This is a genomic window from Blastochloris viridis, from assembly GCF_001402875.1.
GTDB lineage: Bacteria > Pseudomonadota > Alphaproteobacteria > Rhizobiales > Xanthobacteraceae > Blastochloris > Blastochloris viridis.
This window is the reverse complement of record NZ_CP012946.1, coordinates 3708459-3724841: the sequence shown is the minus strand read 5'-3', so window position 1 is coordinate 3724841 and position 16383 is coordinate 3708459. Positions and strand designations below refer to the sequence as shown.

Annotated in this window: 14 protein-coding genes and 1 pseudogene; 6 read left to right on the top strand and 9 right to left on the bottom strand. The window is 69.7% G+C overall.

Annotation, left to right across the window (positions count from 1 at the left end):
* The first annotated feature begins 211 nt into the window (after positions 1-211).
* The 3 genes from BVIR_RS16175 (at position 212) to purH (ending at position 5108) form a co-directional block, all read left to right on the top strand.
* Positions 212-1552, top strand: a complete 1341-nt coding sequence (locus tag BVIR_RS16175; RefSeq protein WP_055038982.1) for an RsmB/NOP family class I SAM-dependent RNA methyltransferase — start codon at positions 212-214, stop codon at positions 1550-1552.
* A gap of 250 nt (positions 1553-1802) precedes the next feature.
* Positions 1803-3503, top strand: a complete 1701-nt coding sequence (locus BVIR_RS16170; RefSeq protein ID WP_236823636.1) for a heparinase II/III family protein — start codon at positions 1803-1805, stop codon at positions 3501-3503.
* Positions 3504-3518: 15 nt separating this feature from the next.
* Positions 3519-5108, top strand: a complete 1590-nt coding sequence (gene purH / locus BVIR_RS16165) for a bifunctional phosphoribosylaminoimidazolecarboxamide formyltransferase/IMP cyclohydrolase (protein WP_055038552.1) — start codon at positions 3519-3521, stop codon at positions 5106-5108.
* A 130-nt stretch (positions 5109-5238) separates the two neighbouring features.
* On the opposite strand, the gene BVIR_RS16160 is transcribed toward purH, so the two are convergent.
* From BVIR_RS16160 to BVIR_RS16150, 3 genes are all read right to left on the bottom strand, one after another.
* Complete coding sequence (locus BVIR_RS16160; RefSeq protein WP_055038551.1) at positions 5239-6633, bottom strand: MFS transporter; 1395 nt, start codon at positions 6631-6633, stop codon at positions 5239-5241.
* A 24-nt stretch (positions 6634-6657) separates the two neighbouring features.
* A complete protein-coding gene (gene ppa, locus BVIR_RS16155; protein WP_055038981.1) occupies positions 6658-7200 on the bottom strand; it encodes an inorganic diphosphatase in 543 nt (180 codons plus the stop codon).
* 193 nt (positions 7201-7393) lie between these two features.
* Positions 7394-7903 carry a GNAT family N-acetyltransferase gene (locus BVIR_RS16150; protein ID WP_055038550.1) on the bottom strand — a complete coding sequence of 170 codons (510 nt, stop codon included), beginning with the start codon at positions 7901-7903 and terminating at the stop codon, positions 7394-7396.
* A gap of 312 nt (positions 7904-8215) precedes the next feature.
* On the opposite strand from BVIR_RS16150, the gene BVIR_RS16145 reads away from it, so the two are divergent.
* Together BVIR_RS16145 and typA are read left to right on the top strand one after the other, a co-directional pair.
* Entirely contained in the window at positions 8216-9313 is a 1098-nt protein-coding gene (locus BVIR_RS16145; protein ID WP_055038549.1) for a site-2 protease family protein, read from the top strand.
* Positions 9314-9471: 158 nt separating this feature from the next.
* Positions 9472-11304: a translational GTPase TypA gene (gene typA, locus BVIR_RS16140; RefSeq protein WP_055038548.1), complete on the top strand. Its 1833-nt coding sequence runs from the start codon at positions 9472-9474 to the stop codon at positions 11302-11304.
* 97 nt (positions 11305-11401) lie between these two features.
* Here typA and htpX read toward each other — a convergent pair whose 3' ends face one another.
* Complete coding sequence (gene htpX, locus BVIR_RS16135) at positions 11402-12370, bottom strand: zinc metalloprotease HtpX (protein ID WP_055038547.1); 969 nt, start codon at positions 12368-12370, stop codon at positions 11402-11404.
* 355 nt (positions 12371-12725) lie between these two features.
* Between htpX and BVIR_RS16130 the strand changes: the two genes are divergently transcribed.
* A complete protein-coding gene (locus BVIR_RS16130) occupies positions 12726-12935 on the top strand; it encodes a DUF1674 domain-containing protein (RefSeq protein ID WP_055038546.1) in 210 nt (69 codons plus the stop codon).
* A gap of 6 nt (positions 12936-12941) precedes the next feature.
* Here the strand turns inward: BVIR_RS16130 and BVIR_RS16125 are convergent, their stop codons facing one another.
* From BVIR_RS16125 to BVIR_RS16110, 5 genes and pseudogenes are all read right to left on the bottom strand, one after another.
* A complete protein-coding gene (locus tag BVIR_RS16125; RefSeq protein ID WP_055038545.1) occupies positions 12942-13622 on the bottom strand; it encodes a Fic family protein in 681 nt (226 codons plus the stop codon).
* Complete coding sequence (locus BVIR_RS16120) at positions 13612-13797, bottom strand: hypothetical protein (RefSeq protein ID WP_055038544.1); 186 nt, start codon at positions 13795-13797, stop codon at positions 13612-13614. The genes BVIR_RS16125 and BVIR_RS16120 overlap by 11 nt, the downstream gene beginning before the upstream one ends.
* 76 nt (positions 13798-13873) lie before the next feature.
* Positions 13874-15106 carry an argininosuccinate synthase gene (locus BVIR_RS17290; protein ID WP_055038980.1) on the bottom strand — a complete coding sequence of 411 codons (1233 nt, stop codon included), beginning with the start codon at positions 15104-15106 and terminating at the stop codon, positions 13874-13876.
* Between the two features lie 93 nt (positions 15107-15199).
* Positions 15200-15646, bottom strand: a pseudogene (locus BVIR_RS17285) (phosphatase PAP2 family protein); the annotation flags it as partial.
* Between the two features lie 185 nt (positions 15647-15831).
* Positions 15832-16368: a L,D-transpeptidase family protein gene (locus tag BVIR_RS16110; RefSeq protein ID WP_055038543.1), complete on the bottom strand. Its 537-nt coding sequence runs from the start codon at positions 16366-16368 to the stop codon at positions 15832-15834.
* Positions 16369-16383: the final 15 nt, after the last annotated feature.

Below are 16383 nucleotides of genomic sequence, written 5' to 3'. Positions count from 1 at the left end.
ATGGCGTGGAGCGATTGAATCTGCCATTTGACAACGAGCCCGGACCGGCGGGAACTCATCGGGTGTGGATGATCACCTCGTGATCGCCGAAACGACGACGCCGGCAATCCTCGATCGCAACGGGATCGTTCGGCGACCGGACACCGGCCGGATCGGCCGGATTTTGCATCACTTGTCACCTTCGCTCCACTTCGCCGGATTGACCGCGCTCATGGCACCCCCCCACCGTTCCGCTGCCCGGCCCCGCCCGCCGGTCGCGCCCCCGCCCGGACTCGCCGCCCGCCGCGTCGCCGCCGAACTGATCGAGGGCGTGCTGCACCATGGCCGCCCGCTCGACGAGGCGCTGGATGCCGCACTTGCCGCCGTTGCCGAGCGCGACCGCGCCTTGGTGCGGATGCTGGTCGCCACCGTGCTGCGCCGCCACGGCACGCTGCGCGCGGTGCTGTCGCGCTTTCTGACCCGCGCGCCGAAAGGCGGGCCGCGGCTCGACGCCGCCCTGCTGCTCGGCGCCGCCCAGATTCTGTTCCTCGACGTGCCGGACCATGCCGCGGTCGACCTGTCGGTGCGGCTGGCCCAGGCCGACCACGCCGCCCGGCACTATGCCGGCCTCGCCAACGCCGTGCTGCGCAAGGTCGCCGGCGAAGGCCGCGCGGCGCTGGCCGAGCTAACCGACCCCGGGCTCGACACCCCCGATTGGCTGATGGCGCGGTGGGTGAAGACCTACGGCGCCGAAACCGCCGCCGCCATCGCCGAAGCCCACCGTCATGAGGCCGCGCTCGACCTGTCGGTGAAAGACGACGGCGCCGGCTGGGCCGACCGCTTGGGCGGCCGGCTGCTGGCGACCGGCACGGTGCGTCTCGCCGCCAAGGGCGCGGTGCCCCAGCTCGCCGGCTTCTCGGACGGGGCGTGGTGGGTGCAGGACGCCGCCGCCGCGCTGCCGGCCCGGCTGCTCGGCGCGGTGAACGGCCTTGCCGTCGCCGACCTCTGCGCCGCGCCTGGGGGCAAGACCCTGCAGCTTGCCGCCGCCGGCGCCATCGTCACCGCGGTCGACCGCACCGAGGCGCGGCTGGAGCGGCTGCGCCAGAACCTCGCCCGCACCCGCCTTGATGCCAAGGTGGTGTGCGCCGACGTGCTGACGTTCGACGGCGGGCCGTTCGACGCGGTGCTGCTGGATGCGCCGTGCTCGGCGACCGGCACCATCCGCCGCCACCCCGACGTCGCCTGGACCAAGCGGCCGCAGGACATTGCCGCGCTGGCCGAGCTGCAGGCGGCCCTGCTCGACCGCGCGGCGGCGCTGGTCAAGCCCGGCGGGCGCCTGGTCTATTGCACCTGCTCGCTGGAAGCGGAGGAAGGGCCGCGGCAGATCGCGGCGCTGCTGGAGCGCCGGCCCGAGCTGGCGCGACTGCCGATCCTGGCCGGCGAGATCGGCGCGGACCCGGCCTGGATCACCGATGCCGGCGACCTTCGCACCCTGCCCTGCCACCTGACCGACCCCGACCCGGCGATGTCCGGCCTCGACGGCTTCTTCGCCGCCCGGCTCATTGTCCCCTGACGCCGTCATGGTGGTTTTGACGTTCGCCGCCCCTCTTATATGGTGGCGGCGAGTCGGATGGTTGCAGATTGTCCCGGCGTGCCATGCTCGTGGTCCGACCTCGACATCAGCCGGCGGCGATGTCGAGCGCGGCCGGCCGGCATGGCTGTGCGCTTGTGGGTGACGTGGGCCTGGGGCGAAGGTCCGAGGCGCGGCGCCGGCTTTCACCCACGATGGCAGGCCAGGGATGCGGCGAAGGGGGATTGCGGGGATGGCGCGAGCGCGCACCAGCCTGTTCGTCGCCGAGCGACTGGCGCGCGACATGCGGGCGGGGTGGGCGGCGACGCGCCTCGTGCGCTGGCGCTATTCGGCCGGGGCGCTCGACCGCCTGGTGATCGCGCCGCAGGATCTCCGCACCGCCGACCCCACCAACGCCAGCGAGATCTATGCCGGCCGCTTCGCCTTCGCCGGCAAGCTGGTGGTGGTCGACCGCCGCTCAGCGTTCCAGATGCCGCCGCCCTCGCCGGAGTGGGCCGAGGAGCTGATGTCGTTCGCCTGGCTGCGCCATCTGCGCGCCGCCGGCACCGAGGCCGCCCAGCATAATGCCCGCACCCTGATCGACGAGTGGATCGAGTTCCAGGGCGGGTTCGACCCGGCGGCGTGGGAGCCAACCGTGCTGGCGCGGCGCATCATCGTCTGGCTGGCCCACGCGCCGATGATCCTGGAGCGCGCCGACCACGAGTTCTACCGCCGCTTCCTGCGCAGCCTGCTCAAGCAGGTGCGGTTCTTGCGCAAGGTCGCCGCCGACGCCCCGGACGGCTATCCGCGGCTGGTGTCGGCGATCGCCCTATGTTTCGCCGGGCTGTGCATGGCGGGCCAGGGCCGGCTGTTGAAGGCGGCCCAGCACCGGCTGAGCGAGGAGCTCAGCCGCCAGATCCTGCCCGATGGCGTGCACATCAGCCGCAATCCCGGCGTGCTGGTCGAATTGCTGCTCGACCTGCTGCCGCTCCGGCAGGCTTTCGCCGCCCGCAGCGTGCCACCGGCGGCGCTGCTGAACGCGGTCGACCGCACCATGCCGATGTTGCGATTCTTCCGCCACCGCGACGGCACCCTGGCCAATTTCAACGGCATGGGCCCGACCGCCGCCGACCACCTCGCCACCTTGCTCGCCTATGACGATGCCCGCGGCCGGCCGATCGCCAACGCGCCGCACGGCGGCTATCAGCGGCTGGAGGCCGGCGCCACCGTGGTGCTGGTGGACACCGGCGCCGCGCCGCCGCTGGCGGTGTCCGGAGAAGCCCACGCCGGCTGCCTGTCGTTCGAACTGTCGACCGGGCGTCACCGCGTGGTGGTCAATTGCGGCGTGCCGACCGCCAACCGCGCCGCCTGGCGTGCCGCCGCCCGCGCCACCGCCGCCCACTCCACCGCGGTGCTGGCCGACACCTCGTCCTGCCGCTTCCTGACCGGCGGCTTCGCCGAGCGGGTGGGCGTCCCCATCGTCGAGGGTCCGCGCGACGTGCGGGTGGAGCGCACCCAGCGCTCCGATTCAATTGTGGTGCGGGCGAGCCATGACGGCTATGTCTCGCGTTTCGGCGTTCTCCATCAGCGCTCGCTCCGGCTGACCGCCGACGGCAGCCGGCTCGACGGCGAGGACGTGTTCCAGGACGCGGCCCAGCACGTGAAGGTCGGGGATGACGACTACGCCATCCGCTTCCACCTTCATCCGGCGGTCAAGGTCAGCGCGATCGGCGCCGGCGAAAGCCTGTTGCTGGTGCTGCCGGATCGGGATTCCTGGCTGTTCGCCAGCCACGGCCTGACCCCGGACATCGAGGAGAGCGTTTATCTCGGTGCGACCGACGGGCCGCGCCGAACCGTGCAGATCGTGCTGCATGGCCGGCTTCGGGCCAGCACGCGCATCCGCTGGACTTTCATCCGCACCGACGCCGGCGTCGACGCCGGCCGTACCGCCTGACTGAAATGGTGTCATATGCCTGAACGTATCCGCCCCATCGGCCGCGCGCTGTTGTCCGTTTCGGACAAGACCGGCCTTGTCCCGTTCGCCCGCGCGCTGGCCTCCCATGGCGTCGCTCTGGTCTCGACCGGCGGCACGGCTCAGGCGCTGAAGGACGCCGGCATCGCGGTCACCGACGTCGCCGAGGTGACCGGCTACCCGGAGATGATGGACGGCCGGGTCAAGACCCTGCACCCCAAGGTCCATGGCGGCCTGCTCGCCATCCGCGACGATGCCGCCCACGCCGCGGCGATGGCCGAGCACGGCATCCCGCCGATCGACCTGCTGGTGGTGTCGCTCTACCCGTTCGAGCAGACCCTCGCCAACGGCGCGGCCTATGACGACTGCATCGAGAACATCGACATCGGCGGACCGGCGATGATCCGCGCCGCCGCCAAGAACCATCACGACGTCGCGGTGGTGGTCGATGCCGGCGACTACCAGACCGTGCTGGACGAGATCAAAGCCCACGGCGGCACCACGCTTCAGACCCGCAAGACGCTGGCCGCCCGTGCCTTCGCCCGCACCGGTGCCTATGACGCGGCGATCTCGACCTGGCTCCTGGCCGAGGTCGGCGAGACCACCCCGGCGTTCCGCGCCGTCGGCGGCCGCCTCGCCCAGCGCCTGCGCTATGGCGAGAACCCGCACCAGTGGGCCGGGTTCTACCGCACCGGCGAGGTGCGGCCCGGCGTCGCCTCCGCCCGCCAGCTCCAGGGCAAGGAGCTGTCCTACAACAACATCAACGACACCGACGCCGCCTATGAGTGCGTCGCCGAGTTCGATCCCACCCGCACCCCGGCGGTGGTGATCGTCAAGCACGCCAACCCGTGCGGCGTCGCCGAGGCGCCCTCGCTGCTGGAAGCCTACCGCAAGGCGCTGATGTGCGATCCGGTGTCGGCGTTCGGCGGCATCATCGCCGTCAACCGCCGGCTCGACGCCGAGACCGCACGGGCGATTGCCGAGATCTTCACCGAGGTGGTGATCGCGCCGGAGGCCGACGACGACGCCATCGCGGTGTTCGCCGCCAAGAAGAACCTGCGCCTCTTGATCGCCGGCGGCCTGCCTGACCCGCGGAGCGCCGGCCTCACCGCCAAGACGGTGGCCGGCGGCCTGCTCGTTCAGTCGCGCGACGATGCGGTGGTCGAGGCCATGGACTTGAAGGTGGTCACCAAGCGCGCGCCCACCGCGGCCGAGCTTGCGGATCTCCAGTTCGCGTTCCGGGTCTGCAAGCACGTCAAGTCGAACACCATCATCTACGCCAAGGACCGCGCCACCGTCGGCATCGGCGCCGGCCAGATGAGCCGGCTCGATTCCGCCCGCATTGCCGCCAGGAAGGCGATCGACGCGGCGGAGGCGGCCGGCCTCGCCGCGCCGCTCACCAAGGGCTGCGTGGTGGCATCCGACGCGTTCTTCCCGTTCGCCGACGGCCTGATCGCGGCGGCGGAAGCTGGCGCGACCGCGGTGATCCAGCCCGGCGGCTCGATCCGCGACAATGAGGTGATCGCGGCGGCGGATGAGCGCGGCCTCGCCATGGTGCTGACCGGCACCCGGCATTTCAGGCATTGATCTGATCAATCGTCGTCCCGGGCGAGCGGGATGCCCGCGCGACCCGGGACCGCGAGCAGGACGGGCACCTTTGTGCCGACGATCCCGGCTCGCGCGGCTTCGCCGCTTGGCCGGGATGACGGCAGGAGGCTCACCCCCGCACGGTCTCCGGCGTCTTGACCTGCGCCAAGATCGCCATCCCCACCGCGAAGAACGCCACCAGGACCGCGATGCCGAGCCGCTGGCTGCCGCTCAGCGCGGTGACGACGCCGACCAGGAACGGCCCGGCGAACGAGGTCAGCTTTCCCGACAGCGAGAACAGGCCGAAGAACTGGCCGATGTCGTGGGCCGGCGCCAGCTGTGCCAGCAGCGCCCGCGACGACGCCTGCACCGGGCCCGCCGCGGCGCCGATCAAAAGGCCGAAGCCGACGTAAAGCTGCTCCGGCAGCGAGTCATAGAGCCCGTGGCCTGGGGCCGCCGGCGGCACCGCGATCACGAACAGCACGAAATCGCGGCCGACCGACAGCACCAGCACGCTGGCGATCGCCAGCAGCGCCAGGCCACTGAGGATCACCGGCTTCGGGCCCAGCCTGTCGTCGAGCCAGCCGCCGGCGAGCGCCCCGAGCGTGCCGGCGATGGTGAGCAGGATGCCGAACACCCCGAGCTCGACCGCCGACCAACCGAAGGTGCCGGCGGCATAGATGCCGCCGAACGCGAACAGCGCGATCAGCCCGTCGGTGTAGATCATGTTGGCGGCGAGGAACGCCAGGATGTTCCGGTGAGCGCGAACGTGCGCGACGGTGCGGCGCAGTGCGCGGAACCCCTCGCCCACCGCGCGCCGCAGCGGCAGCTGGCGCGGCGCGTCGGGTGTGAACAGCAACATCGGGATCACGAACACCAGGAACCACAGCGCCGAAAACGGCCCGGTCAGGCGCTCGCCCTCGCGCGCGGCGGGGTCGAGCCCGAACGCCGGGACGTGGCCGAGCAGGGTGTTGCCGGTGACCGGGTCGGCGGCGAGGAACCCCAAGGTGAGAAACAGGCTGACCAGGCCGCCGAGATAGCCCACCGCCCAGCCGGTGCCGGACAGCCGGCCGAGCTTTTCCGGGGGCACCACCCGCGGCATCTGGGCGTTGTTGAAGGTCTGGGCGAACTCCGCGCCGACGGTGCCTATGGCGAAGGCAACGAGGCCGAGCGTCACCGCCCCCGGCGCGCCGGGCACCACCCACCAGAGCGAGACCGCCGCCAGGCACATCAGCCCGCCGAACGCCGCCACCCACGGCTTCTTCGGTCCGCCGGCATCGGCGATGGCGCCGAGCGCCGGCGACAGCAGCGCGATGGCAAGGCCCGCCGCGGCGGTGGCAAAGCCCCACAACGCCTGGCCGCTGGCGGGGTCGGGCGCCACCACCGCGGCGAAATACGGCGCAAACACGAAGGTGGTGACGAGGGTGAAGAACGGTTGTCCGGCCCAGTCGAACAACAGCCAGCCGGCAACCCCGGCCGGGCCGGCGTAACCGGGCGCCCCCCCGGCCGGGGTCGAAGCTGTCACGGCGCGGCGCTCACCTGGCCGTCGTCATGTGCCGGCCTTGGCCTGCTTGGCGCGCTCGATCGCCTCGATGATCAGCTGGTGGGCCTCCTCACGGTCGCCCCAGCGGGTCACCTTCACCCATTTGCCGGGCTCCAGATCCTTATAATGCTCGAAGAAGTGCTGGATCTGCTGGCGGGTGATGTCAGGCAGGTCGGTGTAGTGGTGCAGATGCTGATAGCGCGGCGTCAGCTTGGGGGTCGGCACCGCGATGATCTTCTCATCCATCCCGGACTCGTCCTGCATGAACAGGACGCCGATCGGCCGCACCGCCAGGATGGCGCCGGGGATGATGGCGCGCTGGTTGGGCACCAGCACGTCGAGCGGATCGCCGTCGTCGGACAAGGTGTGCGGGATGAACCCGTAGTTTCCGGGATAGTGCATCGAGGTGTAGAGAAAGCGATCCACCACCAGCGTGCCGGACGCCTTGTCCATCTCGTATTTGATCGGGTCGCCACCGGTCGGCACCTCGATCACGGCGTTGATTTCGTACGGCGGGTTCTCGCCGATCGATATGGCGTCAATGCGCATCGGGGATTTCTCCTTGTCCGCGCCCTTCTTATGGCCGCGGACGGCCGCCGACAATCGCAAAGCTTGCGCAAACCCCTCCGTGCGCCGCCGCGTCCACGGCGGGCTGGGAACGTCGGCGCGGCGCTGGGAGCCGTCACCCTCGCCGGACTGGACGAACCGGGCGGGTTCGGCAGGCCGCGGCGGAACCCCTGCCTCAGCTCGGCCAGGCGAACGCGACCTTGTCGAGCACGCGGGTGCCGAAGGTCTCCGAGGAGCGCGCCACGGCGCGGCCGCCGAGCGAGCGGTAGAAGCCGGTGGCGAGGTCGTTGTCGGACAGCGCCCACACCACCGTCGAGGCCATGCCGCAGGTCGACAGATCGCGGCGGGCGTGGCCGAACAGCCGTCGGCCGAAACCGATGCCCTGGAATTCCGGCTTCAGGTAGATCTCGTAGACCTCACCGGCGTAGGGCAGGCTCTTGGCCCGGTTGCGGCCGTAATTGGCGTAGCCCGCCACCCGGTCGCCGAACATGATCAGCGAGATCCGCGAACCGCGCCCGATTGCCGTCTCCCACCAGCCAGGACCGCGCCGGTTGATGAGTCGCTCCAGTTCCATGCCGGGAATCAAACCGCGATAGGCCGCCCGCCATGCCTCGTCGTGTGCCTCTGCGAGGTTCTGCGCGTCGTCAGTCCGCGCTCGCCGGATTTCGATGGTGATCGTCGACATGGCGCAATCGAAGCACGCCGGCCGGCTCGCTTCAAGGAGGATCGTTAATAGAGGGTTAACGGCAGGCGGGCGGTATCCGCCCGCGGCGGAAACCAGCGGCACGCCGCGACTTTCGCACCACGGTGCCTACATTAGATTGGGCCGGCGCCTCGAACCGCGGACGACAGCGGCGGCGCAGATCGTCCGGCCGGCCTTGCCCAACGGTCCCTTAAGCTCGGTACGATAGCCGATGCCGCGCGGGAGCCTGCTAAAGTCGGCGCCGAGGCTGGTCCGGTCAACTGCGGCGCCGGCGCGGTCAACAGGAGAGAAGGCATGTCGTGGTCCATCCCGATCGGCGTCATCGCCGGCACCGTCGTGCGGATCCATCTGACGTTTCTGATCCTGCTCGCCTGGATCGGCATCGCCGGCTACGCCACCGGCGGCGCCAGCGCTGCGCTCGACGCCGTGCTGTTCATCTCGCTGCTGTTCGCCTGCGTGGTGGCGCACGAGTTCGGCCACATCTTCGCCGCCCGCCGCTACGGCATCCGCACCCCCGACGTCACCTTGCTGCCGATCGGCGGCGTCGCCAGCCTGGAGCGCATGCCCGAGAAGCCGGGCCAGGAGCTGGTGGTGGCGCTGGCCGGGCCGGCGGTGAACGTGGTGATCGCCGGCGTGCTGATGCTGGCGATGGGCGCGGCGATCGACCTCAGCTACCTCAACGAGATCGAGAATGCCGGCGCGAGCCTGATCGCCCGGCTGACCGCGGCCAACCTGTTTCTCGCCGCCTTCAACATGATCCCGGCGTTCCCGATGGATGGCGGCCGGGTGCTGCGCGCCCTGCTCGCCACCCGGATGGGCTTTGCCCGCGCCACCGCCCTTGCCGCCGCGGTCGGCCAGGGCGTGGCGTTCCTGCTCGGCTTTGTCGGCCTGTTCTACAACCCGCTTTTGATCTTCATCGCCATTTTCGTCTATCTTGCCGCCACGGCCGAGTCCAACGACGTCGCGCTGCGCGACGCCACCCGCGACATGCCAGTGTCGGCGGCGATGATCACCAAGTTCGAGACCCTGCTGCCGAACGCCACCGTCGACACCGCCGTCGACGAGCTTCTGCGCACCAGCCAGAAGGAGTTCCCGGTGGTCGACGGCGCCGGGCGGCTGCGCGGCGTGCTCACCCGCGAGGCCATGCTGGCGGCGCTGCGCCAATCCGGCGGCGCGACGCCGGTGCTGGAAGTGCTGGTCGAGGTGCCGACCGCGCACAGCCTGGAGCCGCTGGCTCTGGCGCTGCAGCGGCTGCGCCAGAGCCAGGCGCCCGCGCTCGGTGTGGTCGACGACGCCGAGCGGCTGGTCGGGCTGGTCACGCCGGAGAATGTCGGCGAGATGATGCTGGTGCGCGCGGCCCGGCCGGGCGGGTCGCTCGACCACGCGGCGTAACCTGCCCGAGCGGCCGGATCTCGTCCAGCGTCATTGAACCGTCGCCCAGGGTCGGCTAAGCGAGACGCGACGCCGCTTATCCACCCCGCTTAGAGACGCCAGCCCGTGGGCAACCGCCCCGCCGGGGTGCCGCCTCCGGCTGCCCCGAAAGATCGTTCATGAGCCTGCGCAACATTGCCATCATTGCCCACGTCGACCACGGCAAGACCACCCTGGTCGACCGCCTGCTGCAACAATCCGGCGCCTTCCGCGAGAACCAGCGGGTGGCCGAGAGGGTGATGGATTCCAACGACCTCGAACGCGAACGCGGCATCACCATCCTTGCCAAGTGCACCTCGGTCGAGTGGCACGGCACCCGCGTCAACATCGTCGACACCCCGGGCCACGCCGACTTCGGCGGCGAGGTCGAGCGCATCCTCAACATGGTGGACGGTGCCATCGTGCTGGTCGACGCCGCCGAGGGACCGATGCCGCAGACCAAGTTCGTGGTCGGCAAGGCGCTCAAGCTCGGCTTGAAGCCGATCGTGCTGGTCAACAAGGTCGACCGGCCGGACGCCCGCATCACCGAGGTGGTCAACGAGGTGTTCGACCTGTTCGCCGCGCTCGACGCCAATGACGACCAGCTCGACTTCCCGATCCTGTACGGCTCGGCCAAGGAAGGCTGGATCGCCAAGGCGCCCGAGGGTCCCAAGGACCAGGGCATGGCGCCGCTGTTCGACCTCGTGCTGGAGCACGTCGCCGCGCCGGATGTCGACGAGGGGCCGTTCCGCCTGCTCGGCACCATCATCGAGGCCAACCCCTATCTCGGCCGCATCATCACCGGGCGGATTCGCTCAGGAACCATCAAGCCCAACCAGCCGATCAAGGTGCTGTCGCGCGACGGCATGGTGGTCGAGCAGGGCCGCATCACCAAGATCCTGGCGTTCCGCGGCATCGAGCGGACCGCGATCGACGAGGCCTCGGCCGGCGACATCATCTCCATCGCCGGCATGACCAAGGGCACCGTCGCCGACACCTTCTGCGCCATGGAGGTGGATGAGCCGCTGAAGGCGCAGCCGATCGACCCGCCGACGGTGTCGATGACCTTCATGGTCAACAACTCGCCGCTGGCCGGAACCGAGGGCGACAAGGTGACCAGCCGCGTCATCCGCGACCGGCTGTTCAAGGAGGCCGAGGGCAACGTCGCACTTCGCGTCGCTGAATCGACCGAGAAGGACTCCTTCGAGGTCTCCGGCCGCGGCGAGCTGATGCTGGCGATCCTGATCGAGACCATGCGCCGCGAGGGCTTCGAGCTCGCGGTGTCGCGGCCGCAGGTGGTGTACCGCAAGGATTCGTCCGGAAGCGTGCTGGAGCCGGTCGAGGAGGTGGTGATCGACGTCGACGAGGACCACGCCGGCGTGGTGGTGGAGAAGCTGTCCGCCCGCAAGGCGGAGATGGTCGAGATGCGCCCCTCCGGCGGCGGCCGGCTGCGGCTGGTGTTCCACGCCCCGACCCGCGGCCTGATCGGCTACCAGGGCGAGCTGCTCACCGACACCCGCGGCACCGCGATCATGAACCGGCTGTTCCACGCCTACGCCCCGTTCAAGGGCGAGATGGTCGGCCGGCGCAATGGCGTGCTGATCGCGAATGAGCCGGGCGAGGCGGTGGCCTACGCGCTGTGGAACCTCGAGGACCGCGGCCCGATGATGATCGAGCCGGGCTGGAAGGTCTATGAGGGCATGATCGTCGGCGAGCACACCCGCGACAACGACCTCGAGGTCAATGTCATCAAGGGCAAGAAGCTCACCAACATCCGCACCACCTCCAAGGACGAGGCGGTGCGGCTGACGCCGCCGCTCCGCATGACGCTGGAGAAGGCGCTGGCCTATATCGACGTCGACGAGCTGGTCGAAGTCACGCCGAAGTCGATCCGGCTGCGCAAGACCATCCTCGATCCCAACGACCGCAAGAAGAGCGAGCGCGCCCGCAAGGACGTCACCCCGACCGCGTGACGGCGGCGGCCCCGGGCGCCGCCGCGCGGGGCCGCTGGATTTGTCGCCGGCGATGCCGCTGGCTCATGCCAACGGCGATGGGAAGCCGGCGGCTGGCTCAGCCCCAAGGACCGCGCCGATTGTCGCGCTGGCTGGGCCGGGTCGGCGGCACCGAGCCGCGCGCGAACGGCGAGGCCGCCCGCCCCGCCTGGGCGCTGAACGTCCCGAAGCCGGCGCCGTCCCGCAGCTCGGTGTCCAGCCGGTGCAGCGCGGCGATGCGGTTTTCGGTCGCCGGGTGGGTCGAGAACAGATTGTCCATCCGCGCCCCCGACAGCGGGTTGATGATGAACATGTGCGCCGTCGCCGGGTTGCGCTCGGCGTCATAGTTCTCGATCTGATGGGCGGCGCCGGCGATGCGGTTCAGCGCCGACGCCAGCCACAGCGGCTGGCCGACGATCTGGCCGCCCAGCCGGTCGGCCTCGTATTCGCGCGAGCGCGAGATCGCCATCTGCACCACCATCGCCGCCAGCGGCGCCAGCACCGCGACCAGGATGGCGCCAATACCGCCGAGCGGCGAGTTGTTGTTGCGGCCGCCGCCGAAGAACAGGCCGAAATTCGCCAGCATCGAGATCGCGCCGGCGATGGTGGCGGTAACCGTCATGGTCAGGGTGTCGCGGTTCTTGATGTGCGCCAATTCGTGCGCCATCACCCCCGCCACCTCTTCCGGCGACAGGGTGTTGAGCAGGCCGGTGGTAGCGGCGACCGCGGCGTTCTCGGGGTTGCGCCCGGTGGCGAAGGCGTTGGGCTGCGGGTTTTCGATGACATAGACCCGCGGCATCGGCAGCCCGGCGCGCTGCGACAGGTCGCGGATCATGCCGACGAAATCGGGGGCGGTGGCGTCGTCGACCTGCTGGGCATTGTACATGCTCAGCACCATCCGATCCGAATTCCAATAGGCGAACAGGTTGGTGGCCGCGGCGACGATCAAGGCGATCATCATACCCTGCTGGCCACCGATCATCGCGCCCACCGCCATGAACAGCGCGGTCATGCCGGCGAGCAGAATGGCGGTTTTCAGATAATTCATCGGTCTCCTCCGCGCGGGGGCGGTACCCCGGGAATTTGCGGAGAAGATGGGGGCGCGCCCCGGCGCGGGCAAGGCTGCGCGAGGTGAAGCGCGATGTCGGCCGGGACCGGCGCCAGTTCGCCTCATCCTGATGAGCGGTCGCAAGACCGCGTCTCGAAGGTTGAGGCGAACCTAAGAGCTGAGGGCAGCCCCATGGTTCGAGACGGCTGCGGAGCCTGTCCTCGGGCGCGCCTGCGGCGCGACCCGAGGACAGGCTCCGCAGCATGAGGCCAGCACAGGCCGGCGCGGCACCGCGCCGCTGCGCTTTTGCCGCCGCCCTCTTGATGGCGCGGTCGGCGCGCGCCATGGTTGGGCCATGAGCGATACCGAACCGACCACCACCGCTGCTGAAACTGCACCGGCGCGCGAGCTGCCGCCGGCCGCCCAGCGCGCCCTGGCCGAGGCGGCGGCGCGCAGAGCCGCCCGCGGCGACGCCGGGCCGCCGACCGAGCGCCACGGCCGCGGCGGGCTGGAGCCGGTTCGCTATGGCGACTGGGAGATCAAGGGCTTGGCGGTGGATTTTTGAAGCCGGTCACGGTTCCAAGTGGTGCGTGCCGGCAGCCTGGTCGAGGATGTCCGTGAGCTGGACCGCGAGCAGACTTTCCAGCAGTTTTTCCATCCTGTTCAAGTCGATGATACCGGTTTTCCAGGCATCATCGGCCGCTTCAAGCGCATCGAAATAAGGCTTCCGATTGTCAACGATCTGGTCGGGGATCGTTTTCGATCCGGGCAATACATAGCCGATCCTGATGCAGAGCACGACATACGAAAGAATTCGTGACGTTCGGCCGTTACCATCGCTGAAAGGGTGAATCCAGTTCAGCCGCCACATGATATAGGCGGCCAGATGAAGCGCCGTCTTAGCTTCCCAGTTGTCGTTGACGTAGTCGCACAACTCTTCAATCAACTCCGGCACAAGGTGTGCACCGACGGGTTGATGCCGGCTTCCCTCAATGCCAACTCCGGCTGGCCGCCAGTTCCCGGCCAACGGACTGATGCCGGTGAGCGCTTCGCGATGCAATGAGAGTATGAGGGAGGACCGCAGCCGGAATGCGCGCTTGGCGAGCGCGTCCTCGACAATCCTCAGCCCGAGATCAAACTGCCGAAGCCCATTGCGGGCTTCAGCCTCCGCCCGCGCCTTAGGGTCAGTAATGACCTCTGCGTCGGCAGCGACGCTATGACGACGGGTCGCTGCGGGCTCGTCACCGCTCATCGGAAGCGGCCGCCTTCAGCTTCTCCGCCTCGCGGTCGATCATCTCCCGGGTGATGGCCGGGTTCTCAAAATGAGTGTTGCCATAGGCGAAGCTGCGACGCTGCGCCTCGCGGTCCTCCGGCGACATCGGCGCAAGGCGGGCCGTATCGATCAAACGCTTGAGAGCATCGGTCATACGGCACCTCCCTTGCGACAACGTCCAAACGAAATACCAGTGTAGATGATCCGGATGCCAGTGGCACCCGCGATCCTCACCCCCCCAGCTTCCGCGTCCGCGCCCCATAGGTGCGCAGGCGCAGGGCGTTGAGGCGGATGAAGCCGGCGGCGTCGCGGTGGTCGTAGGCCACCGCGCCCTCCTCGAAGGTCACCAGCTCCTGATCGTACAGCGAGTACGGGCTGTCGCGGCCGACGATATGGACGCCGCCCTTGTAGAGCTTCAGCCGCACCCAGCCGGTGACGAATTCCTGGCTCTTGTCGATCAGTGCCTGCAGCATCTCGCGCTCGGGCGCGAACCAGAAGCCGTTATAGATCAGCTCGGCATAGCGCGGCATCAGCTCGTCCTTGAGGTGCGCGGCGCCGCGGTCGAGGGTGACGCTCTCGATGCCGCGATGGGCCAGCAGCAGGATGGTGCCGCCCGGCGTCTCGTACATGCCGCGGCTCTTCATGCCGACGAAGCGGTTCTCGACCAGGTCGAGCCGGCCGATGCCATTCGCCCGGCCAAGCTCGTTGAGCTTGGTCAGCAGCGCCGCTGGCGTGAGCTGAACGCCGTCGACCGACACCGCATCGCCCTTCTCGAAGCCGATGGTGACGTAGGTCGGGGTATCGGGCGCCTGCTCGGGGCTGAGGGTGCGCGAGAACACGTAGTCGGGCACCTCGACCGCCGGGTCCTCCAGCACCTTGCCCTCGGAGGAGGTGTGCAGCAGGTTGGCGTCCACCGAGAACGGCGCCTCGCCGCGCTTGTCCTTGGCGATCGGGATCTGGTTCTGTTCGGCGAACTCGATCAGCCGGGTGCGCGAGGTCAGGTCCCACTCGCGCCAGGGCGCGATGATCTTGATGTTGGGCTCCAGCGCGTAATAGGCCAGCTCGAAGCGGACCTGATCGTTGCCCTTGCCGGTGGCGCCATGGCACACCGCGTCGGCGCCGACCTTGCGGGCGATCTCGATCTGGCGCTTGGCGATCAGCGGCCGGGCGATCGAGGTGCCGAGCAGATAGAGCCCCTCATACTGGGCGTTGGCGCGGAACATCGGGAACACGTAGTCCCGCACGAATTCCTCGCGCAAATCCTCGATGAAGATGTTCTCGGGCTTGATGCCGAGCAGCTCGGCCTTCTTGCGCGCCGGCTCCAGCTCCTCGCCCTGGCCCAGGTCGGCGGTGAAGGTCACCACCTCGCAAGCATAGGTGGTCTGCAGCCATTTCAGGATGATCGAGGTGTCGAGCCCGCCCGAATAGGCGAGCACCACCTTCTTGACGTCGCCTTTCGGCATGTCGGCACTCCGGATTGTGGGGTCGGCGCGGTGTATCAGCGCCCTCCCCCGCTGCCAAGCTTCGCCACCCTGGCGGTCGTCACGGCGGTACCAGCGATAGCCGAGCCGCACCAGCACCAGCGACACCAGCGCGCCGAGCACCACGTCGGATAGGAAATGGGCGCCGAACACCACCCGCAGCGCCGAGGTGGCGGCGGCGTAGGTGGCAGCGGCGGCGATCGCGATCGCCCGCCACGGCGGCGGCGCCAGCGCGGCCGGCGCCAGCGTCCAGGCCGACGACGACGCCTCGCCCGACACGAACGAGCGGTTGTCGAACCAGCCCTTGCCGGGCTGCCACCACGGCTGGAACGGCTGGGTGCCGCCGAACGCGGCGACATCGCGCGGCCGCGGCCGGTCCCAGGCGTTCTTGACCACGCCATTTACAATCAGGCCGGGGCCGAGCGCGAAGGTGGCCACCACAAAGATCAGCGCCCGCCGCGGCAGCCGGAGCGTTGGCCGCACCAGTGCCAGCGCCAACAGCAGCAGCGCCGGCCAGAACATCAGGTGCGGCAGGAAGCGGAGCGCCTCACGCACCACCTTCAGCGCCGGGTCATCGGCGGCGGGAAAGCGGCCGGAGACCGGGTCGTACATCGCCGCGGAGATGGCGAAATCGAGCTCGGGCCACACCCCGAGCACGGCAACGGCGGCAAGGGCAGCGCCGAGCAGCAGCGACAGCCGGGTGCGGGTCAGCACGGCGCGATGACGATCCGGCTCGCACGGCCGAGCCGGGCGATCAGCCGGCGCAGCTCGGCAGGGTGAAGCGCGACGCAGCCGGCGGTGGGCGCAAAGCCGGGCCGGGCGGCGTGAAGGAAGATGGCGCTGCCGCGACCTTTGCGGCGTGGCCAAACATTACAGCAAATTTCGACGACGAGGTCGTAAAGTCCGTCATTGCGCCACATCTCTTCGTGGGAGGCGCGGCATGGCAGCCGCACCGGTCGGTTGTAGCGGGCATCGCACGGCGCGTCGCACCAGCCGTCATCGCGGCGGATGCGACGTCGCGGCAGGCCGCCGCCCGGCGGCGGCACACGGTCGGCCCGCCACCACACCCGCCCCAGCGCGAACGCGCCGGCCGGGGTGGCGCCGTCGCCCTCGCGCTTGTCGGCGCGGATGCCGGCACGGCCGAGGGCGCAGCGGATGGCGCGGCCGCCGGCCACGACGATGCCGCTGGTGCGGCATCCGGGACGACGGGTGACCCGCAGGCGGGACAGAGGCGAGACTGGCATGGTTAACCAAGACTT